The sequence below is a fragment of the Sphingomonas sp. genome, assembly GCF_031372575.1.
Classification (GTDB): domain Bacteria; phylum Pseudomonadota; class Alphaproteobacteria; order Sphingomonadales; family Sphingomonadaceae; genus Sphingomicrobium.
In genome coordinates this window covers 1-19,291 of sequence record NZ_JANMLM010000105.1, presented here as the reverse complement: position 1 = coordinate 19,291, position 19,291 = coordinate 1, and the positions used below count along the sequence as shown (strand labels likewise).

General features: G+C 64.7%; 20 protein-coding genes and 2 tRNA genes. 9 read left to right on the top strand and 13 right to left on the bottom strand.

Annotated elements, in window-relative coordinates; all coding sequences use genetic code 11:
• Window positions 1-4 precede the first annotated feature (4 nt).
• From RMN73_RS10395 to RMN73_RS10360, 8 genes are all read right to left on the bottom strand, one after another.
• A tRNA-Ile gene (locus RMN73_RS10395) sits at window positions 5-81 on the bottom strand.
• A gap of 36 nt (window positions 82-117) precedes the next feature.
• Window positions 118-194 (bottom strand) — tRNA-Pro (locus RMN73_RS10390).
• Between the two features lie 47 nt (window positions 195-241).
• Window positions 242-529, bottom strand: a complete 288-nt coding sequence (locus RMN73_RS10385; protein WP_309603255.1) for a hypothetical protein — start codon at window positions 527-529, stop codon at window positions 242-244.
• Between the two features lie 29 nt (window positions 530-558).
• Window positions 559-1,941, bottom strand: coding sequence for a M28 family peptidase (locus tag RMN73_RS10380; protein ID WP_309603254.1), 1,383 nt, complete (start codon window positions 1,939-1,941; stop codon window positions 559-561).
• A 52-nt stretch (window positions 1,942-1,993) separates the two neighbouring features.
• The gene (locus tag RMN73_RS10375) at window positions 1,994-3,064 is read right to left on the bottom strand and encodes a PA0069 family radical SAM protein (RefSeq protein WP_309603253.1); all 1,071 of its coding nucleotides are present in this window, start codon (window positions 3,062-3,064) and stop codon (window positions 1,994-1,996) included.
• A 9-nt stretch (window positions 3,065-3,073) separates the two neighbouring features.
• Window positions 3,074-3,523: a VOC family protein gene (locus RMN73_RS10370; protein WP_309603252.1), complete on the bottom strand. Its 450-nt coding sequence runs from the start codon at window positions 3,521-3,523 to the stop codon at window positions 3,074-3,076.
• Window positions 3,524-3,593: 70 nt separating this feature from the next.
• The gene (locus RMN73_RS10365; protein WP_309603251.1) at window positions 3,594-5,303 is read right to left on the bottom strand and encodes a lytic transglycosylase domain-containing protein; all 1,710 of its coding nucleotides are present in this window, start codon (window positions 5,301-5,303) and stop codon (window positions 3,594-3,596) included.
• Window positions 5,303-5,998, bottom strand: coding sequence for a uracil-DNA glycosylase family protein (locus tag RMN73_RS10360; RefSeq protein WP_309603250.1), 696 nt, complete (start codon window positions 5,996-5,998; stop codon window positions 5,303-5,305). The genes RMN73_RS10365 and RMN73_RS10360 overlap by 1 nt, the downstream gene beginning before the upstream one ends.
• Window positions 5,999-6,091: 93 nt before the next feature.
• On the opposite strand from RMN73_RS10360, the gene RMN73_RS10355 reads away from it, so the two are divergent.
• Genes RMN73_RS10355 through RMN73_RS10335 form a run of 5 tightly spaced genes read left to right on the top strand, consistent with a single transcriptional unit; the run spans window position 6,092 to window position 12,646 of the window.
• Complete coding sequence (locus RMN73_RS10355) at window positions 6,092-7,738, top strand: electron transfer flavoprotein-ubiquinone oxidoreductase (RefSeq protein WP_309603249.1); 1,647 nt, start codon at window positions 6,092-6,094, stop codon at window positions 7,736-7,738.
• Window positions 7,710-9,389, top strand: coding sequence for a tetratricopeptide repeat protein (locus RMN73_RS10350; protein WP_309603248.1), 1,680 nt, complete (start codon window positions 7,710-7,712; stop codon window positions 9,387-9,389). Before RMN73_RS10355 ends, RMN73_RS10350 begins: the two co-directional genes overlap by 29 nt.
• The gene (locus RMN73_RS10345; RefSeq protein WP_309603261.1) at window positions 9,389-10,189 is read left to right on the top strand and encodes a 4-(cytidine 5'-diphospho)-2-C-methyl-D-erythritol kinase; all 801 of its coding nucleotides are present in this window, start codon (window positions 9,389-9,391) and stop codon (window positions 10,187-10,189) included. Before RMN73_RS10350 ends, RMN73_RS10345 begins: the two co-directional genes overlap by 1 nt.
• 10 nt (window positions 10,190-10,199) lie before the next feature.
• Window positions 10,200-11,477, top strand: coding sequence for an NAD(P)H-hydrate dehydratase (locus RMN73_RS10340; protein WP_309603247.1), 1,278 nt, complete (start codon window positions 10,200-10,202; stop codon window positions 11,475-11,477).
• Entirely contained in the window at window positions 11,474-12,646 is a 1,173-nt protein-coding gene (locus RMN73_RS10335; protein WP_309603246.1) for a class I SAM-dependent RNA methyltransferase, read from the top strand. The genes RMN73_RS10340 and RMN73_RS10335 overlap by 4 nt, the downstream gene beginning before the upstream one ends.
• On the opposite strand, the gene RMN73_RS10330 is transcribed toward RMN73_RS10335, so the two are convergent.
• The 3 genes from RMN73_RS10330 to RMN73_RS10320 form a co-directional block, all read right to left on the bottom strand.
• A complete protein-coding gene (locus RMN73_RS10330) occupies window positions 12,636-13,088 on the bottom strand; it encodes an MAPEG family protein (protein WP_309603245.1) in 453 nt (150 codons plus the stop codon). The two genes, RMN73_RS10335 and RMN73_RS10330, sit on opposite strands and share 11 nt — an antisense overlap.
• Before the next feature lie 64 nt (window positions 13,089-13,152).
• Complete coding sequence (locus RMN73_RS10325) at window positions 13,153-14,235, bottom strand: 1,9-bis(guanidino)-5-aza-nonane synthase (RefSeq protein WP_309603244.1); 1,083 nt, start codon at window positions 14,233-14,235, stop codon at window positions 13,153-13,155.
• Between the two features lie 65 nt (window positions 14,236-14,300).
• Window positions 14,301-15,530, bottom strand: a complete 1,230-nt coding sequence (locus RMN73_RS10320) for a type III PLP-dependent enzyme (RefSeq protein WP_309603243.1) — start codon at window positions 15,528-15,530, stop codon at window positions 14,301-14,303.
• A gap of 193 nt (window positions 15,531-15,723) precedes the next feature.
• On the opposite strand from RMN73_RS10320, the gene RMN73_RS10315 reads away from it, so the two are divergent.
• Window positions 15,724-16,665 carry a threonine/serine dehydratase gene (locus tag RMN73_RS10315; protein WP_309603242.1) on the top strand — a complete coding sequence of 314 codons (942 nt, stop codon included), beginning with the start codon at window positions 15,724-15,726 and terminating at the stop codon, window positions 16,663-16,665.
• Here the strand turns inward: RMN73_RS10315 and RMN73_RS10310 are convergent.
• The gene (locus RMN73_RS10310) at window positions 16,662-16,913 is read right to left on the bottom strand and encodes a hypothetical protein (RefSeq protein ID WP_309603241.1); all 252 of its coding nucleotides are present in this window, start codon (window positions 16,911-16,913) and stop codon (window positions 16,662-16,664) included. The genes RMN73_RS10315 and RMN73_RS10310 overlap by 4 nt on opposite strands.
• A 54-nt stretch (window positions 16,914-16,967) precedes the next feature.
• Between RMN73_RS10310 and RMN73_RS10305 the strand changes: the two genes are divergently transcribed.
• Window positions 16,968-17,135, top strand: coding sequence for a hypothetical protein (locus RMN73_RS10305; protein ID WP_309603240.1), 168 nt, complete (start codon window positions 16,968-16,970; stop codon window positions 17,133-17,135).
• On the opposite strand, the gene RMN73_RS10300 is transcribed toward RMN73_RS10305, so the two are convergent.
• Complete coding sequence (locus tag RMN73_RS10300; RefSeq protein WP_309603239.1) at window positions 17,132-17,770, bottom strand: alpha/beta hydrolase; 639 nt, start codon at window positions 17,768-17,770, stop codon at window positions 17,132-17,134. The genes RMN73_RS10305 and RMN73_RS10300 overlap by 4 nt on opposite strands.
• Window positions 17,771-17,880: 110 nt before the next feature.
• Here RMN73_RS10300 and RMN73_RS10295 point away from each other — a divergent pair, with 110 nt between their 5' ends.
• Both RMN73_RS10295 and RMN73_RS10290 read left to right on the top strand, forming a co-directional pair.
• Entirely contained in the window at window positions 17,881-18,972 is a 1,092-nt protein-coding gene (locus RMN73_RS10295; RefSeq protein WP_309603238.1) for an aminotransferase class V-fold PLP-dependent enzyme, read from the top strand.
• On the top strand, window positions 18,969-19,291 hold a 323-nt coding region (locus RMN73_RS10290), incomplete at its 3' end, for an aminotransferase class V-fold PLP-dependent enzyme (RefSeq protein WP_309603237.1). The genes RMN73_RS10295 and RMN73_RS10290, both read left to right, overlap by 4 nt.

Here is a 19,291-nt window from a genome sequence, read left to right as displayed (position 1 = left end):
CGGTTGGTGGGCCCGGAGGGACTCGAACCCCCAACCTAGCCGTTATGAGCGGCCAGCTCTAACCAGTTGAGCTACAGGCCCCCACCCGTGGCCAATAATGATTTGCACAGCAAATCATGGTCGGGGAGACAGGATTCGAACCTGCGACCCTCTGCTCCCAAAGCAGACGCGCTACCAGGCTGCGCCACTCCCCGACGGATCGCCCGATAGAGTGCCTTTACCCCCGACGTAAACCCCAAGCCTATTGCTTATTGTCGCTTGCAGCCTTGTTGTTGACCGTCACGTCGACATCGGTGTTGCGAATCGCGGCGCCGGCTTTCTGGGCCTCTGCGCTGGCGGCCGAGCCCGCTTCCTTGGCATCGCTGGCGATTGCATTCGCCGCTTCTTTCGCTGAATCCAGCACGTCCGCGCCGGCATTCTCGGCAACGTCCTGATTGAACGCGACCGTCGTCGAGCCATTATTCTTGTCTTCGGTCACCTGGCAGGCACCGAGCAGCAAGGCGGGGGCGAGGAGGATGAGTGCGCGCATGGGGAAATCCTTTTCCTGTTATTGGTCGATCAACGCTTCTTCCGGCGATTAAGCTCCGCCGGCGGATCGATCCCGCCCGACAGGATCGCCAGCACCGCGGTCCACGCCGCGACATTCTGCCGCAATTGCACCGGGTCGATCTTATCGAGGGTGTCGTCCGGCGTGTGGTGATAATCGAAATAGCGCGTGCCATCCTGCTTCAATGCCACGCCCGGCTGGCCGTCGGCGACCATCGGCCCAATGTCCGAGCCTTCGGTCTCGTCGAGCGCGCCGGGGACGATCCCGAGCGGTTGCAGCGCCTGCTGAATCGCGATTGCTTCGGCCTTGCGCGCCTCGCCCAGGCGGCTGTCGACTTTCCAGATGCGATCGGCGCCAAAATCGCTTTCGATCAATGCATAATGCGGCTGCTTGCCATATTTGGCGCGATAATCGAGCCCGCCGAACAGGCCGACTTCCTCCGCCCCGAACCACACGATGCGGATCGTCCGAAGCGGGCGGCCTGCATCCATGATCCGCTTGGCGGCGGCGGCGGCAATGGCGACTCCGCTGGCATCGTCGATCGCGCCGGTGCCAAGATCCCAGCTGTCGAGATGCCCGCCGACCAGGATCGGAGGCAGGCCAGGGTCGCGGCCCGGGACTTCGGCGATGACATTGCCCGATTGCTGGTTGGTCAATTTGGTCGATTCGAGCTGCAACCGGAGCCGCACCGGGCCAGTGGCGCGCTTGAGGATGCGCTGGACCTGCTCGGAATCGGGCAAGGGTAAAGCGCCCGCCGGGATTGGCTTAACCCCGTCGGGAAAGTTCATCACCCCGGTGTGCGGATTGCGATGATAATCGGTGCCGATCGAACGGATGATGATCGCAATCGCGCCCTTGCGACTGGCGATCCCCGGCCCCTGGCGGCGCGGGCCGCCGAAAATGCCATAGCCCGATCCGTCTTCGGTGCGCGGCATGGCGTGCGACACGAAGACGATCTTGCCGCGAACCGCGCTGTCGGGTGCGGCTTCGAGCGCGGCGAGGCTGTCGAACCCGACCAATTCGCCTTCCAGCCCGCCGGGCGGGGTCGAGGCCGAATTGCCGAGCGCAGCGATCGCCAATTTCTGCGGAAAAGGCGACAAGATCGACGCGCTTTCGGCACCGCGCACCCACACCGGCATGGTGAAGGGGTCGACCCGGACGTTGGCAAAACCCATCGCCTTGAGCTTGGCGACGCTCCACGCCCGTGCCCTCGCTTCTGCCTCGGTCCCGGCCATGCGTTGCCCGACCTCGGTGGTCAGGCCTTCGGTGATGTCGAATGCATAAGTGTCGTTGAGTGCCGCATCGCGTAAGCTCGCGACTTGCTGCGGCGAGAACTGGGCGGGAAGGGCAGCGGCGGTGGCGAGCAAGGTCGCGGCGAAGAGGGTGCGGATCATGGCCACTGCCTAGCCAGCGCAGTCGCCCATGTCATCGCCCGTTCGTCGAATCTTACAATAAGCGCATCTGTGCACCTTCAGGTGGCACGAACAGATCGCGGCGCAGCGGGATCTTCATATTGCCGAGGCCGTAGCGCTTGGCGGCTTTGTCGAACCGCGCGCGGAGCAGGTCGGCCCATACGCCCTGGCCCTGCATCCGGCGGTGGAAATCGGGATCATTGTCACGCCCGCCGCGCATCGACTGGATCGTCGCCATCACCTTTGCGGCGCGATCGGGATAATGCGCATCGAGCCAGGCGCGGAACAAGGGCGCAACTTCGTGGGGCAGGCGCACCGGCAAATAGAAAGCACCGCGCGCACCCGCCGCGACCGCCGCCTCGACGATATGCTCAAGTTCATGATCGGTGATCTGCGGCACCACCGGGGCGATCGCGACATAGGTCGGAACGCCTGCTTCGTTGAGCGCCTTGACCGCTGCCAGCCGCTTCTTCGTCGCTGGCGCGCGGGGTTCGAGCGTGCGGGCAATCGCCGGATCGAGCGACGTCACCGATATCGCGACCGACACGATCCCCAGCTTGGCCGCGGGCACCAGCAGGTCGAGGTCGCGCAGCACGCGGTCGGACTTGGTGGTGATGGTGAATGGGTGGCGTGTTTCCAGCAACAATTCGATCAGCGAGCGGGTCACCCGCCAGCGCTCCTCAATCGGCTGATAGGGATCGGTGTTGGTCCCCATCGCGATCGGCGCGCATTCATAGCCCGGCCGCGACAAGGCCCCGTGGAGCAATTTGGCGGCATCGGGTTTGACGAACAACCGGCTTTCGAAATCCACCCCCGGCGACAAATCATGATACGCGTGGGTTGGCCGGGCGAAACAGTAAATGCAGCCATGCTCGCATCCGCGATAGGCATTGACCGATCGATCGAAGCCGATGTCGGGCGAGCGATTGCGGGTCAGGATCGACTTCGCTCGCTCGATCGTCACCGTCGTCCGGCGCTTGGGCACACCGTCGAGCGCCTCGACCTGATCGAGCCAGTCGGGATCGACCACATGCTCCTTCAAATTGAAGCGTGTCGGCCCCGCATTGCGCGTCGCCCCGCGCGATTTGGTCGATTCGATCGGCATGGCGCAGGGCTAGCGAACAACTTGGCTCACGGAGAAAAACTCGACGATATTCCCGTCCGGGTCGCGAACCTTGAAGAAGCGGAAAGGACCTTCCACCTTGACCTTTTCGGACTGAAGGCTGGTGGGTGCGACCTTTTTTACATGATCGAACAGCGCTTCAACGCTTGCGACCTTGATGTACGGGATCGCGCTGTCGCCGCGCTTGACGTCGGGTGCATAATCGGCGCGCGATACGAGCGCAAACAGACCGCCGGCAATGTCGAACCCAACCATTGCCTTTGTCTTCAACTGCGGCTGCTTGCCAAGGATGCGTTCGTAAAATGCGGCGCTTTTGTCCACATCCTCGACGACGATATAGGCGCCGAACCGTTCAAACACAGCCGGGCCGGATCCGGGACCTGACGCCGCTATCTCCGGAGGGGAGGCGGCAAGCGCCGCTGCCAGCAGGATCGCACTCAACATTGCCGACTCTCCTGATTGATGTTGCTAGTCCGGAAAGTGCCACATCGTTCGGAACGAAACAAGAACATTATTGGCGGATGATGCTCCGGGTGGCCCCGCGCGCGACCGGGAATGCCGGCCACTTATGTTGGGCAATGCTGATCAACGTGGTCTGCGGCGTTCCGGCCATGCCTTCGTAGACCCACATGTTGCGCAGCACAGCGGGGACGTAATAACGCGTTTCCCAATAAGGAAGGCTTTCGATCCACAGCAACGGATCACCCTTGTCGTTAATGCTGTTCCAGCGGTCGACTGGTACCGGACCAGCATTGAAGGCGGCGATCACGCGCGGGAGCTGGCCGCGGGTCGCGCTCTTGCCGCGCATCAATTCGATGAAGCTTTGGCCATATTCCAGATTGACCACCGGGTCGGCGAGATTGCCGACCATGACCCCGCGCGATCGTGCAAAATCACCAGCGGTGCCGGGCCGCACTTGCATCAGCCCGACCGCGCCCGCCGGGCTGACCGCCGCCATCCGGAAATCGCTTTCCTGCCGGACATGGGCATAGGCCAGCGCCGGATCGACCCGCCAGCCGCCGCTCGGTGCCCAGCGCGGCAGCGGGAAGCGGTCGGCGGGGGCGGCGACCGCGCCCATCGGACCATTATGCGCAATCCAGAAAGCGGCAGCGGGCAAGTCCAGTTCGCGCGCTTTGGCGGCCAGCGCGCTGTGGCTCGACGGCGATCCGATGCGGCACTGGTGGCGGAGCATCTCCTCCGCCAGCGAGCGCTCGCCAATCGCCGCCAGCTCGATTGCCCGGCGAACGTTGGGCAACGCGCCGATTGCCGCCGGTGCCCTCGGTGTCGGGGGCAGCGTCTTGGCCATCCCCAATGTCTCGCGCGCTACCAGCCCATAGAAACTCTCCGCCGATTTGGCGGCGGCTTTCATCAACGGCTCGACCAGTTGTGGGCGGCGGCACGCCATCTCGCTCCGCGCCGCCCAATAGGCCCCGGCGGCGGCAAGTTCGGGCTCCGACCGGCCATAAGCCACAGCGCGAAAATGCACTGCGGCACCCTCGCAATCGCTAGCGCGCCACGCGGCGAGCCCGGCGATCCAATGCGCCTGCGACCCCCATTCGCCGGTCGCGCCCTCGATGCCGGATTCGGCCACCCGGCGAGCATCGGCGTCGAGCCCGGTGACATAATAAATCCACGCCACTCGCTGCGCCGCTTCCGCGCGCGCTTCGGGGCTGAGCGTTGGTGCGGCAGCCGCGTATAGCGCCTCTGCATCGACCGCCAGGTCGGCCTTGACCAACGGCTCCATTGCGCTGCGCAGTGCATCGGCGGCGGGCTCGCCGCGCACCGGGGTCGAGCGATGCCGGCGCGGCGCGCTGGTCAGCGGGACAACCCGCGCTGGCGTAACAATGCTCGGCGTGTCGACCGCTCCCCGCGCGACGGCCATCCGCTGCAATTGCACCGCCTGCGGCAATTCTGGCGCCTCGCCGAGCAATGCCAGGATCGCGCTCAGATCGGCCTTGGGCGAGTTTTTCGCGGTGAAAAGTTCGGCCTTGGCCACGGGCTTCAACGGATGATCGCCAAGCGCCTCGATCCCGGCTCGCGCATCAACCCAATCCTCGGCGCGAATTGCGGCGAACACCCCGCGCCAGTCCTTCGGCACCACCGCTAGCGGCACCACCGGCTTGGGCGGCGGCAGATCGGTCAGGATCGGTGCCAGCGGATCGTCCTGCGCGATCGCCGGCGCTGCGGCTCCCACCAGCAGCAAGGCAAAAGTCCAGCGCATCAAATGCCCTCTTCCATCAGCAATAACAGGTCGCGCCACGCCAATCCCTTGTCGCCCGGCCGGGTCAGCAACCAGCGCGGGTGAAACGTCGCGATCGTCCGCACGCCCTCAACCTTGTGCGCCCGTCCACGCGCTTGCGCCAATTTCTCGCCCAGCAGCGCCATCGCTGGCCCGTCGCCGAGCAGGATCAGCCGCTTCGGCTTGACTAGCGCCACATGCCGCCGCGCAATCCCGGCGCAATTCTCCATTTCGCTCGCGCTCAATTTGGCCCCGGGGGTCGAGAAACAGGCCAGCGACGCGCTATAGGTCTGCTCGGTGGCCATCCCGATCGCGCCGAGCATCCGCACCATCAAGGCCCAGGCCTCGCCGCCGATCGGTTGCTCGCCATCGTCGGTGACCGGAAAATCGCTCAGCAGCATGACCTCGGCGCCCTCGGCCCCGTGCGGCAGCACCCGCCGCGCCCCGGCCCGGTCGAGCGGCAGCCCTGGCTCGCTCGACAGCCAGTGGCGGAAGGCGCTCAAATCCTCGTGCACCACCGCTGGCGGCGCTTCGACCGGCGCCGCAACCAACATCGGCGCGGCCTTGAGCCAGTCACGCGGGCTTTCGCTCACCGCGACGTCGACTCCTGCCTCGATCCACCATTGCAGCGCCGCTGCCGCGGCCGCATGGTCGTTATTCGCTTGATCCCCACCCATATTCCTTCTGTCAGCGAGGTTGACGGCGCGGTCAAGGAATTGGCACTGCTGTTCCCGGCGAGAAGACCTGTCTGCGCGACGGAAGGGTGAAGAATGAGCGACCGCGAATCGATGGACTATGATGTGGTGGTGGTCGGCGCCGGCCCCGCCGGGCTCGCCGCAGCGATCCGCCTCAAGCAACTCGCTGCCGAAAAGGGTCGCGAAATCACGGTTTGCGTGCTCGAGAAAGGCGGCGAGGTCGGCGCGCATATCCTATCGGGCGCGGTGATCGACCCCAAGGGACTCGATGAGCTGATTCCTGACTGGAAGGACAAAGCTGCGCCGGTCGGCGTTCCGGTGACCGACAACCAGCATTGGGTGCTCACCGCCAAGGGCAAATATGCCATCCCGCACATCCTGATGCCGCCGTTCCTCAACAACAAGGGCACCTACACCTGTAGTCTTGGCAATCTCACCCGCTGGCTCGGGTCGCAGGCCGAGGAACTTGGCGTCGAAATCTTTCCCGGTTTCGCCGCCGCCGAAATCCTGTTCCACGACGATGGCAGCGTGAAGGGGGTCGCGACCGGCGACATGGGGGTTGCCCGCGACGGCAGCTTCAAGCCCGACCACCAGCGCGGCATGGAACTCCACGCCCGCTACACCTTCTTCGCCGAGGGTGCGCGCGGCCATCTGACCAAGCGCCTGACCGAGATCTTTGACCTTCGAAAGGACTCTGGCCCGCAAGTCTATGGCCTAGGAATCAAGGAGCTATGGGACGTTCCTGAGGGGGTGCATAAGCCCGGTCGGGTGATCCACAGTCAGGGCTGGCCGTTGGAAGACGCGTGGGGCGGGGGCTTTCTGTACCATCAGGAGAATGGCCAGGTCGCGCTCGGCTTCGTCACTGCGCTCGATTATCAGAACCCCTATCTGTCGCCCTATGAGGAATTCCAGCGGTGGAAGACCCATCCGGCGATCGCCGCCGAAATCGCGGGCGGCAAGCGCGTGTCCTACGGCGCGCGGGCGATCAACGAGGGTGGCTGGCAATCGGTGCCCAAGCTCGCTTTCCCCGGCGGCGCGTTGGTCGGCTGCGCGGCGGGGTTCGTCAATGTGCCCCGGATCAAGGGCAGCCACACCGCAATCAAATCGGGCATGCTCGCCGCCGAAGCCGCGTTCGACGCCATCGCCGCCGACCGCCGCAGCGACACGCTCGATGCCTATGAGCCCGCAGTCCGTTCAAGCTGGATCGCCAAGGAACTCAAGTTGGTCCGCAACGCCGAACCTGCGGTCGCGCGCTGGGGCGGCACCTGGGGCACGCTTTATGCGGGGATCGACATGTGGCTCGGCCAGATTGGCATCAGCCTGCCGTGGACGTTCAAGCATCACGCCGACCATGAGCGCATCCGCCGCAAGGATCAGGTCAAGCCGATCACCTACCCCAAGCCCGACGGCAAATTGAGCTTCGACCGCCTGTCGTCGGTGTTCATTTCCAACACCAATCATGTCGAGGATCAGCCGGTCCATTTGACGCTCAAGGATGCCGAGATCCCGATCAGCGTCAATCTCGCGCTCTACGACAGTCCCGAGCAGCGTTATTGCCCGGCGGGCGTTTATGAGATTGTGGAGGAAGCGGGGTCGCCCCGGCTCCAGATCAACGCGCAGAATTGCGTGCATTGCAAGACATGCGACATCAAGGACCCGACCCAGAACATCAACTGGGTGGTCCCCGAAGGCGGTGGAGGCCCCAATTACCCCAATATGTAAGACGATCTGGCGAAGCTCGCTTGGCACTGCTGCCTTGCTGACGGCTGGAATTGCGCCCGCCAACACGATGACCCGCGACGCGCTCGGCACCTATGTCTCGGCGCGGGCGGCCGATGCGTCGGGCGATCCGGCGGCGGCGGCCCGATTGTTTGCGTCGCTGGTTCGAAGCATGCCGGCCGAACCCTTGCTTCGGCGGCGCGCCATCGGCCACGCGATCGAGGCGGGGGAGATGGAATTGGCACTCCAGCTCGCGGGGCGGGTGCCGCCGGAGGAAACGGCGCTCGATTTGCGCCTGCTGCTGGTCGCCGAGGAATTGCGTGTCGGCAAAGCGGCGCGGGCGCTCGAGATATTGCGGACGCGCGGTGGGATCATCGACAGTTCGTTCCTGTCGCCGTTCGTCGAAGCATGGGTCCGCGCCGAAAAACGCGACAAGGGCGCCCCGGCGAGTCTCGACCAAGTACCCGATTCGAGCGCGCTTGCACCGCTTCTCAACGAACATCGGGCGCTGATCCTGCTCAAGCTCAAGCGCCCGGCAGAGGCCGCGCCGCTGGCCGAACTGGCCTTGGCCAAGGCCGGTGGTCGCGCCGAACGGCTCAGGCTTGCTTTTGCTGACGGGTTCCTTCGCGCCGGTGACAAGGCAACCGCACTCCGGATGCTCGATGGCGGCGCTGGCGGGGCGCTGGCAACGGGCCGGGCGCAGATCGCCGCTGGCAAGCCGCTTGGCCAGGGGATCGATACGCCGTCGAAGGCCTATGCCGAATTGCTGCTCGGCCTGTCGCTGGCATTGTCCAAGATGCAGAATAAATCGCTCCCGATCAGCCTTGCCCAGATCGCGCGCTATTCCAACCCGGACAATAAAGCCGGAACCTTGCTGCTCGCTTTGTTGCTCGACTCTGGCAAGCGGAGCAGCGATTCACTGGCGCTGCTGGGGACGATTGAACCGTCCGACCCGTTCGCCACGCAGGCCGAGGATGCCGAAGTGCGGATCCTGAGCAGCATCGGGCGAAGCGAGGAAGCGCTGGCCCGCGCACGGTCATTCGCCACCGCCGCGCCAAACGCCGATTCCTTCTCCCGACTGGGCGCGGTGCTGACCGAGCGCGAGCAATATGCCGAGGCGGTGGATGCTTATGGAAGCGCCCTTGCGCTGGCCGCGACCCGGCCCGGCGCCGACGATCCGTGGGCGCTGCATTTGTTCCGGGCGAGCGCGCTTGAGTCGGCCGGGCGGTGGGACGAAGCCAAGAGCGAGATGGCAGCGGCGATGGCGCTGTCACCCGACAATCCGTTGCTGCTCAATTTCCTTGGTTACGGCCAGCTCGAACGCGGCGAAAATCTCGACGCGGCCGAGGCGATGGTACGGCAGGCTAGCGCCCTTCGCCCCGACGATTCCTCGATTACCGATTCATTGGGCTGGGCGCAGCACAAGCGCGGGCGCACGGCGGAAGCAATCGCGACGCTCCAGCGAGCCGCCGATGGCGATCCCGCGCAAGCCGAGATCCACGAGCATCTGGGCGATGCGCTTTATACTGCGGGTCGGCGGATCGAGGCGCGGTTCGCGTGGCGCGCGGCGCTAGTAACGGCGGAGGACAAGGCGAAGAAGCGGCTCGAGGCGAAGATCGCCACTGGCTTGACCACCGCCAACGCCTCGCCGTGATGCGGATATCGGAGCCGGCCCCGGCCAAGCTCAACCTCGCGCTTCAGGTGCGCGGCAAAATGCCCGACGGCCGCCACGCGCTCGAGACCGTGTTCGCCTTTTGCACCGATGGTGACCGGGTCGAGGGCGAACTTGCTGATGACGTCACATTGGAAGTGGTCGGGCCGTTTGCCGACGGGCTTAGCGGTGACAACCTTGTGCTGACCGCGGCCAACGCACTTCGCGAGGCTGCGAGGGTTGGGCAGGGCGCTTCGCTTCGCTTGATCAAGAACCTCCCCGTCGCGTCCGGAATCGGCGGTGGATCGGCCGACGCGGCGGCTGCCTTGCGCCTGCTGACCCGCCTGTGGGAGATCGATCCCGGCCACGCCACGGCGGTTGCTCCTGCGCTTGGTGCTGACGTCCCTGCCTGCCTGCTAAGCCTGAGCGCGCGCGGGGAGGGGGCGGGTGATAAGCTCGCCCTGATTGACGATCCGGGCATCGCCAATACGCCAGTGCTGCTGGTCAATCCGCTGCAGCAACTTTCGACCGGCGCGGTGTTCGCGCGCTGGGACGGGATCGACCGTGGACCGCTCGGCGACTGGCGCGCGGGTCGCAATAACCTCGAAGCGCCCGCCCGTAGCCTCGTTCCGGCGATCGGCGACATTCTGGATTGGCTCGTTGCGCAGCCCGGCGCGATCTTCACCCGCATGTCGGGCAGCGGGGCGACCTGCTTTGCCCTGTTCGCCGACGAACCAGCGCGCGATGCTGCTGCGACTGCTTGCCCCGGGCAATGGTGGCATCTGGCGACCATCCTGCGCTAAGGGCCGCGTCATGCCCCGTCCGATCCTCACAGCCGCCCAAATGCGTGCCGCCGAAGCCGAGCATGATGGCGACATGCTGATGGAGCGCGCCGGCGCGGCGTTGGCCGAGGCCGCGTGGCTGTTTGCCGGACCGATCGAAACGCTGATCCTGTGCGGACCCGGCAATAATGGCGGCGATGGCCTCGTCGCTGCTCGCCATCTCGAAGCGCGCGGCATAACCGTCCGCATCGCCACGCTCGACACCCTCGCCGACGCCGAGCCAGCGCCGATGGTGATCGATTGCTTGTTCGGAACAGGTCTCAGTCGCGGCTTGGAAGAGTCTGTTTATACGAAACTAAGTTTCCTGATCGATTCAGCCGAAATTGCCATCGCCTGCGACCTGCCCAGCGGCATCGCGACCGACGACGGCGCGATCCTTTCGCCAGTCGTACCCTATGACCTAACCGTGACTTTCGGTGCCCTGAAGCCCGCGCACCATATGATGCTCGGAGTGCGAACCATGGGCCGCATCGTCCTCGCCGACATCGGCCTCGACGTGACATCCGACTGGTTCGAAATCGCCAGGCCAAATCTCCCATTACTCGACCCGGCAGGCAATAAATTTACCCGCGGCATGGTCCATTGCCTCGCCGGCCAGATGCCCGGCGCGATCGCGCTCGCCGCCCACGCCGCCGCCCGCGCGGGGGCTGGTTATGTTCGGGTCTCGACCAGCCGCGCAATCGACAACCTCCCCTCGGCAGTGGTTCAGACCGACACTGCGGAAGTCGGCGATCCCCGCATCGGCGCAATCCTCGTCGGCCCCGGCCTCGGCGACATCCCGCCGGTGCTCACACTCGCGCTGACCGTCGCCAAACCGGTAATCATCGACGCCGACGCCATCGCTCTGGTCGGCGAGCCCGACCGCCTCAAGGGCCACGACGCGATCCTCACCCCGCACGAGGGTGAATTCGTCAAATTGTTCGGTGAGCTTCCCGGATCGAAGGCCGACCGCGCGCTCGAAGCCGCCCGCCGATCCGGCGCAGTGGTCGTCTACAAAGGCCCCGACACGCTCGTCGCATCGCCCGACGGTCGCCTCGGCTTTGCGCCGCCAGCCCCCGCCTGGCTCGCCAGCGCCGGGACGGGCGACGTCCTTGCCGGGATCATCGCCGCCTTCCGCGCCCGCGGCATGCCCTCGTTCGAAGCCGCCTGCGCCGGTGTATGGATCCACGGCCGCGCTGCCGAGCTGGCCGGTCTGTCGATGATCGCCGACGATCTCGTCGCTGCCATCCCCCGCGCGCTGGCACTGTGAGCGATCCGATAATCCGCATCGCCGCGCGCGGTGACGGGGTTAGCGCATCGGGTAAGCACATCGCTTTCGCGGTACCCGGCGACACGTTGCTTGAGGATGGCACCATCCAGCCCGGCCCGGGCCACCAGGTGCCGCCTTGCCGTCACTTTCCAATCTGTGGCGGGTGCCAGCTCCAGCATCTGACCGACGCCGCCTACGCCGATTATTGCGCCAGCCGGATCATAGGCGCGCTCGCCCAGCACGGGATCGAGACTGAGGTTCGACCGGCCTACCTCTCGCCACCACGCACCCGCCGCCGCGCCACCTTGCGCGCGTTGAAGGCAGGCGGCGGGATCCAGCTTGGCTTTAACGAAGCGGGGACCAATCGCATCATCGATCTTCGGGAATGCCACGTCCTCGACCAGCGCCTGTTCGCGATGCTTGGGCCATTGCGGAAGTTGCTCGCCACCATCCTGCCCAACAAGCGGAGCGGTGAAGTCCAGCTGACGCTTGCCGACCAGGGCGTCGATCTCGGACTCAAGGGCGTATCGATCGAAGGTTATGAGGGCGCGATGGCGCTGAACGATTTCGCCGAAGCAAACGGCCTCGCGCGGCTGTCGATCGACGACGGGATCGGGCCTGAAACGCGCTACGAGCCGGGGCCAGTGACCGTCACGCTCGGCAGCACCGCAATGGCCTTGCCGTCAGGTGCTTTCCTCCAAGCCACCGCCGATGGTGAAGCGGCACTCGTCGAGTCGGTGCGCGAAGCAATCGGCGATGCCCAGCGCCCGGTCGACCTGTTCGCCGGTCTCGGCACATTCGCGCTGTCGGTCGGGGGCAAAGTTACTGCCGCCGAGGCCGCGCGCGATGTCGCGCTTGCGTTGATGACGTCGGCGCGGACCGTCGAGGTCCAGCACCGTGATCTTTACCGACGACCGCTCGATTCCGCCGAATTGGCGCCCTTTGACGCGATCATTCTCGATCCGCCGCGCTCCGGCGCGCTCGACCAGATCAAGCAGATTGCTGCTTCAGGCGTCCAGCGCATCGCCTACGTGAGCTGCAATCCCGCAACCTTCGCCCGCGATGCCGAAGTCCTCGTCGCAGGCGGGTACAAGCTCGACTGGGTCCGCCCGGTTGGCCAGTTCCGCTGGTCGACCCATGTCGAACTGGCGAGTGCGTTTAGCCGTTGAACCAGCCGCAATCGTGAATGATCCGCGCCGCCGCGTGGACGGTCAGGCCAATCAGGCACAAGCTCGACAAGGCGAACAAGGTGAAACGGACGATCACCCGGTTGAAAGTCGCCTGGACGATACTATGCAGGATACGGATGATGACATAGCCCCAGGCCAGCTTGACGTTGATCGGGAAATCCAATCCCATCAGGATCGACGCGAAGATGATCGCGTAGAAGATCGTCGGCTGCTCCATCAAATGGACGTAATTATGCCCCGGCCAATTGCTCTCGTCGGGTAATACGCCATCGAGTTGCGCCCCGCGCCCGCCCACCCGGGTCTTGAGGTCAATCCCGGCTTTTTTCATTGCCGGTAGGCGAGCGACCACCAGCCACGCCATCATCACCAGCGACCAAGCGACAAGCACCACTACCGGCGCAATCAACGGGCTATAGTCCATGAAACATCCTCCCCCATGTTGGATGCGGGGAAGGATGCCTCATTCGTTTCGGAATGCAATCTATTTAGTCGAACAGCTTCGCAAACCCGCGCTTGTCGCGGTTTTTCCAATGGCCACGGTGATAGGCGTCACTGGCGATCAGCGGCAGCACCGAAGTCGCCTCGGCGAACACCATCTGCTCCATCGCGGTCGACACCTTACCCCAACTGGCTGCCTCCTGAAGCGTCGAGGAAGAGCAAGCTCCGTCGCGCACATCGGCGACGGTGATCTGGATGGCATATTTATGGACTTCTACATCGTCATGGCCGAGGATTTCGGCGCACACCACGGTATCCTGGGTGAAGTTCTTGGGCACGCCGCCGCCGATCATTAGCAGGCCGGTGGTGCCAGCCTTGATCTTGATGTCGGTCAATTCGCGAAAGTCGGCTATCGCGTCGAGCACCATGTAACGCCCGCCGCGCTTCATCGCGTCGACCTGATGCTTGACCAGTCCGAATCCTGCGGATGAGTCGACGAACGCCGGGCAGAAGATCGGCACGTCATGTTCGTAGCAGGTCTGGACCAGGCTATTGGTTTTCTTGGCATTGCCCGCCGCGAGCCACTTGCCCATTTCCTTGATGAACTCGCGGCTCGAATAAGCGCGGGGTTCGAGGCTGTCAGCGATCGCACCGATGGTGTGGTCGCAATCCTGCAGCGCGACTTCATCGATATAGGTGTCGTAAATGCGGTCGATGTAAAGCGAGCGGAGCGTATCATCGTCAGGAATTTCAAGCGCTTGATAATGTTTGTGGCCAAGCGCTTCGAAGAAATCCATGTCGACGATCGTCGCCCCGGTGGCGACCACGGCGTCGACCATATTGTTCTTCACCAGCTCGGTATACAGATCCATGCACCCGCCGGCCGAGGTCGATCCGGCGATCACCAGGATCACCGAGCAATCCTTGTCCGCCAGCATCTGGTTGTACAGATCGGCGGCGCGCGCGGTGTCGCGGCTGGTGAAGCTCATCTTGCCCATCGCGTCGATGATCGGCCGCGCGTCGAAGCTGGTAATGTCGATATGTTCGACCACCGACGACAGCAATTCCGCCTTGCGGGTGTCGTTGATCTTGGTTTCGTCGCTGGTCTTGATGAGCGTTTCGGTGGTCATTATTCACTCCATGACATCGTCATCCCCGCTTTCGCGAGGGCGACAATCAGAATTCTTACGCGAAATTACAGTGTGACGACGTTCGAACGCGCGGGCTCGTCAACTGCTCCATAGAGCGAGGACATCGGTTCGTCGCTTACGATCACGCGTTCCTCGACCCCGAAACCATTGAACCCGGTCCGCATCGCGCAGCCATAGGCGCCGAGCATCCCGACTTCGATATAATCGCCGGGTTGGACGTCGCCGGGGAGCATGAACGGGCCAGCCATACGGTCGAGATCGTCACAGGTGGGGCCGTAAAAGCTGAACCCCATTGGCCGCGTGTCCGAGGTGTTCTCGCGGATCAGCTTGACCGGATAACGCCAGCCGATGTGCGCCGCATCGAACAACGCGCCATAGGCGCCGTCGTTGATGTACAATTCGTCGCCGCGACGCTTTTCGACGCGGACCAGGACGCTTGCATATTCGGCGCACAAGGCCCGGCCCGGCTCGCACCACAATTCGGCCGAGTAGCTGATCGGCAGCGCTTCGAACGCGTGATGGATGACCTCGAAATAGGCCTCCATCGGGGGCGGCTCCATCCCGGGGTAGGAGGAGGGGAAGCCACCGCCGACATCGACGATGTCAACCGTCACCGCCGCCTCAACGATCGAATCGCGAACCCGGCTCATCGCGTCGCTATAGGCCGCCGGGCTCATTGCCTGACTGCCGACGTGGAAGCAGATGCCGAGCGCGTCGGATGCCTGGCGCGCGGCCTGGAGTAGCGCCTTTACTTCGTTGGGCTCGGCACCGAACTTGGCGGCGAGACTGAGCTTGGCATGGTCCGAGCTGACCCGCAGGCGAACGAGCAGGTTGAGGTCGGTCGCTGCAACACCGTCGGTCGAGGTGGCGCCGACGATTTTGTCGAGCTCCTCTAGCGTATCGAGGCTGAAGGTTTTCACTCCATGCGTGAAATAGGCCTCGGCGATCGCTTCCTCGGCTTTCACCGGATGCATGAAGCAAAGCTCCGCCTCGGGAAGGGTCGCCGCCACCAGCCGCACTTCGCCGAGCGAAGCCACGTCATAATGGGTAACGCCCGATTCCCACAGGATCGAAAGCAATTCCGCCGACGGATTGGCCTTTACCGCATAGAGCGACTTGCCCGGAAACTTCTCGACGAAGAATCGGGCGGCCCGGGCCGCGGCGTGCGGACGAAGCAGGGTGACCGGCTGAACCGGGCGACCCAGGGCGATTGCGGCGGCGGAGCCACCGTCAGGGGCTTTCGCTAGCCCCAGCGCGCGAGGATATTTGTGCAACTCAAGGGACCTCCAAGTGTCGTTCGAAGAAGCTGCCTTGCGGTTGGAAGTCCCATGGGGCAGCGGAGGCGGCGATATATGGGGGGTAGTGGCTCAAGTAAAGGTTTTTTGATGCTGCAGTCGCACTGCGAGCATCATATGGCGCAGGGCCTGCACGATTGAGCGAAAAACCAAGGAGATCAGAGGCTTGGACATGAAGATGAGCGATATTACCAACGCGGCGGCGCGGATCGCGGGGCAGGTTGTGCGAACGCCATTGATCGACGCGACCCTCGGCGGACGGCGAATCTGGCTCAAATGCGAGTGCCAGCAAACCGGCGGCGCGTTCAAGCTTCGCGGCGCAAGCAACCGCTTGCTCCAGCTGAATGCAGCGGAGCGCAAGCGCGGGGTGGTGGCTTTCTCGTCGGGCAATCATGCGCAGGGCGTGGCGATCGCGGCCAGCAGGCTCGGCATCCCCGCCACCATCGTCATGCCGAGCGACGCGCCGCAGATCAAAGTCGCTGGCACCCGGGCATTCGACGCGGAGATCATATTCTACGATCGCAAGACCGAGGACCGAGTGACGATCGCAATCGCGCTTGCGGCCGAGCGCGGCGCGACGGTGGTTCCGGCATTCGATGATCGCCACGTCGTAGCGGGGCAGGGCACGGTGGGTCTTGAAATCCTCGACCAAATGGCCGCGGCGGGGGCCGGTCATCCGCCCCTGATCGCTATGCCGGTCGGCGGCGGCGGGCTTGCGGCGGGGATCGCGCTGGCGTGCCCCGACACGCGGATCGTCGGCGCGGAGCCCGAGGGGTGGGACGATATGGCGCGGTCGCTGGCCAGCGGGGTAATCGAGCCGGTCGGCCCCGACGCACCGCCAACGATCTGTGACTCGCTCCAGACGCTCAAGGCCTCGCCGATTACCTTTGCCATCCTGCAGCAGCGTCGGGCGCAGGTGATCGCGGTCAGCGAGGATGAAGTCGCTGACGCGGTCCGCTGGGCCTGGACCGACCATCAATTGATGGTCGAGCCCGGCGGCGCAGCGGCGCTTGCGCTGTTCCTCGCCGGCAAGACCATGGTCGAGGAGGATATGGTGGTGGTGCTGTCGGGCGGTAATATCGATCCGGCGCTGCACGCGCGCCTGGTCGGTTAGGCGGTGCCGGTGCGATATTCGCCGGGTTCGACGTGCGACGGGCTCGACCGTTCGACCGCCTTGGTCAATTGCTCGAGCTCGGCGGCGAGGGTCTGCAATTCGGCGGCGAGCGCCCTGGGATCGGCCTCGGCGATATTTTCCGACGCGTCGAGCAGGCTGTCGAGCATCATCGCGATGCACGGCAGGATCGTCTCCTCGATCCGCTCGAACGCCTCTTCAAGGCGCGCCAGTTGCTCATCGCGTGTCATGAGCGCTGCTTTCGCACAATCTGGGTTAAGTGTTCGTGAAAGGACAATCACAAAATGCAACTGATCGCAGAAGGCGCACTGGCACTGGCAATGGTCGCGGCGTTCGTGCTGATCTTCTTCGGCCTTAAACTCGCGCTGCGCGGAGATGACCGCAAGCGCGGCATATTGATGGTGCTCGCCGCGCTAGTCTTGATCGCGAATGTGCTGATCTGGACGGTCTAGTCCAGCCGCATGTCCAGATAATCGTCGACGCTCTTCATCAGCAGGTCCATCTCATTGGCGAAGAAGTGGTTGGCGCCGGGGATGGTGTCGTGGTGGATGGTGATGTGGCGCTGGGTGCGGAGCTTGTCGACCAGCTTCTGGACCGCAAGCGGGGTGACGACCTCATCTGCATCACCCTGGATAATGATCCCCGACGACGGGCACGGAGCGAGGAAGGCGAAATCGTACATATTGGCCGGCGGTGCGATCGAGATGAAGCACTTGATCTCGGGACGGCGCATCAGCAGTTGCATCCCGATCCACGCGCCGAAGCTGACGCCGGCGACCCAGGTGGTCTCTGCCTCGGGATGGATCGACTGGACCCAGTCGAGCGCGCTCGCCGCATCGCTTAGCTCGCCAATGCCATTGTCGAACGTACCCTGGCTCTTGCCCACACCGCGAAAGTTGAAGCGCAGGGTGGCAAAGCCGCGGCGGACGAAGGTCTTGTAAAGCAATTGCACGATCTTGTTGTTCATCGTGCCGCCGGCCTGCGGATGGCTGTGGAGGATCATCGCGACCGGGGCGCGCGGACGGGGGCCGGGTTGGAAACGGCCTTCGAGGCGGCCTTCGGGACCGGGGAAAATGACTTCGGGCATGGATCGCGGCTCGCTTGACGAAGATGTGGACACGCGGGCAGGTGCGCCGCGCGGGCAGAGCCTATATAGGGACGAGCCGAGCGCTGGCAATTGCATGGATACTCAGCCCGTTGACCAATCGTATTTATTTCGATCATGCCGCGACCACTCCGGTGATCGCCGCGTCGCGTGACGCCTTCGCCCGCGGCATGACGGCGTGGAGCAATCCCAATTCGCCCCACGCCGAGGGACGCGCCGCGCGCGCCCTGCTGGAGGAAGCGCGCGAGACGATCAAGCAAGCGCTCGACTGGCGTCATGACGTCATCTTCACTTCGGGCGCGAGCGAATCGGTCGAGATTGTCGGCCGCCGTGCGCTGGTCGAGGGCCGGGCCTATGGCGCGAGCGAACATGCGATCGTGCCATTTGCGATGGATTCTGGGTCGAAGAGTGGGCGCGCGCAGGTCATTCCGGTCGAGGCTGACGGCCTGATCGACGAGGCGGCACTCGATGCGGTGCTGGCGCAGGGGCCGACCCTGGTGGCGCTGCAGCAGGTCAATAATGAGACGGGGATCGTCCAGGATCTCGACCGACTGGCGGGCAAGATTCGGGCGGCGGGATCGCTGTTGCTGGCCGATTGTGCGCAGGGGGCGTCGAAGATTCCGCTGCCGGACGCCGATTTCATCGCCATTTGCGCACACAAACTGGGCGGGCCGCCGGGGATTGGAGCGCTGCTGGTGCGCGACCTCGGCACGCTGGACCCTTGCGGGGGCGGGCAGGAGAAAGGCTATCGGCGCGGCACGCAGGATGTACCCGGCGCGCTGGCGTTCGCTGCGGCACTGGCGGCCAAGCCCTACGACATGGCGCGGATGGCCAGCCTTCGCGTGGCGCTGGAAGCCGGGGTGAAAGCGGTCGGGGCGACCGTGATCGGCGACCATGCGCCGCGCGTCCCGACGATCGGTGCGATCTCGCTGCCCGGGGCGACGTCGGCGTCGCTGCTGGTCCAGCTCGACCTGGCCGGGATTGCGGTGTCGGCGGGCAGCGCCTGCGCGTCGGGCAAGGCCAAGGCGAGCCATGTGCTGAGCGCGATGGCGGTCCCCGACGAGGTTGCGGCGGGGTTCCTGCGCTTGAGCTTCGGCCCCGATACGAGCGCGGCCGAGGTCGATTCCTTCCTTGCCGAATTCGGGCGGATCGCGGCGCGGTTCACAAAAAGTAAGGCGGCATGATTTACCTCGATTACCAGGCGACGACGCCGGTCGCGCCCGAAGTGGCGGCGGCGATGCGGCCGTGGATCGAGGAGAAGTTCGCCAATCCGCATAGCCCGTCGCGGTGGGGCGCCGAGGCGGCGGCGGCGATCGACCATGCCCGCGACCAGGTGCTGACCGAAATCGGGCTGGACGAGGGGCGGTTCATCTTCACCTCTGGCGCGACCGAGGCATTGAACTGGGCGATCAAGGGGACGATCGAGAAGTCCGAGCGGCGCAAGATCGTGACCATCGCGACCGAGCATGCCGCCGTCCTCGACAGCGCCGAATGGCTGGAAGC

Bases quoted from the DNA above. Each gene is read 5' to 3' on its own strand.
- RMN73_RS10315 (WP_309603242.1), top strand. From the start codon at position 15,724: ATGAAGATGAGCGATATTACCAACGCGGCGGCGCGGATCGCGGGGCAG.
- RMN73_RS10340 (WP_309603247.1), top strand. From the start codon at position 10,200: ATGCCCCGTCCGATCCTCACAGCCGCCCAAATGCGTGCCGCCGAAGCC.
- RMN73_RS10375 (WP_309603253.1), bottom strand. From the start codon at position 3,064: ATGCCGATCGAATCGACCAAATCGCGCGGGGCGACGCGCAATGCGGGG.
- RMN73_RS10365 (WP_309603251.1), bottom strand. From the start codon at position 5,303: ATGCGCTGGACTTTTGCCTTGCTGCTGGTGGGAGCCGCAGCGCCGGCG.
- RMN73_RS10330 (WP_309603245.1), bottom strand. From the start codon at position 13,088: ATGGACTATAGCCCGTTGATTGCGCCGGTAGTGGTGCTTGTCGCTTGG.
- RMN73_RS10380 (WP_309603254.1), bottom strand. From the start codon at position 1,941: ATGATCCGCACCCTCTTCGCCGCGACCTTGCTCGCCACCGCCGCTGCC.
- RMN73_RS10360 (WP_309603250.1), bottom strand. From the start codon at position 5,998: ATGGGTGGGGATCAAGCGAATAACGACCATGCGGCCGCGGCAGCGGCG.
- RMN73_RS10305 (WP_309603240.1), top strand. From the start codon at position 16,968: ATGCAACTGATCGCAGAAGGCGCACTGGCACTGGCAATGGTCGCGGCG.
- RMN73_RS10300 (WP_309603239.1), bottom strand. From the start codon at position 17,770: ATGCCCGAAGTCATTTTCCCCGGTCCCGAAGGCCGCCTCGAAGGCCGT.
- RMN73_RS10345 (WP_309603261.1), top strand. From the start codon at position 9,389: ATGCGGATATCGGAGCCGGCCCCGGCCAAGCTCAACCTCGCGCTTCAG.
- RMN73_RS10385 (WP_309603255.1), bottom strand. From the start codon at position 529: ATGCGCGCACTCATCCTCCTCGCCCCCGCCTTGCTGCTCGGTGCCTGC.
- RMN73_RS10325 (WP_309603244.1), bottom strand. From the start codon at position 14,235: ATGACCACCGAAACGCTCATCAAGACCAGCGACGAAACCAAGATCAAC.
- RMN73_RS10310 (WP_309603241.1), bottom strand. From the start codon at position 16,913: ATGACACGCGATGAGCAACTGGCGCGCCTTGAAGAGGCGTTCGAGCGG.
- RMN73_RS10355 (WP_309603249.1), top strand. From the start codon at position 6,092: ATGAGCGACCGCGAATCGATGGACTATGATGTGGTGGTGGTCGGCGCC.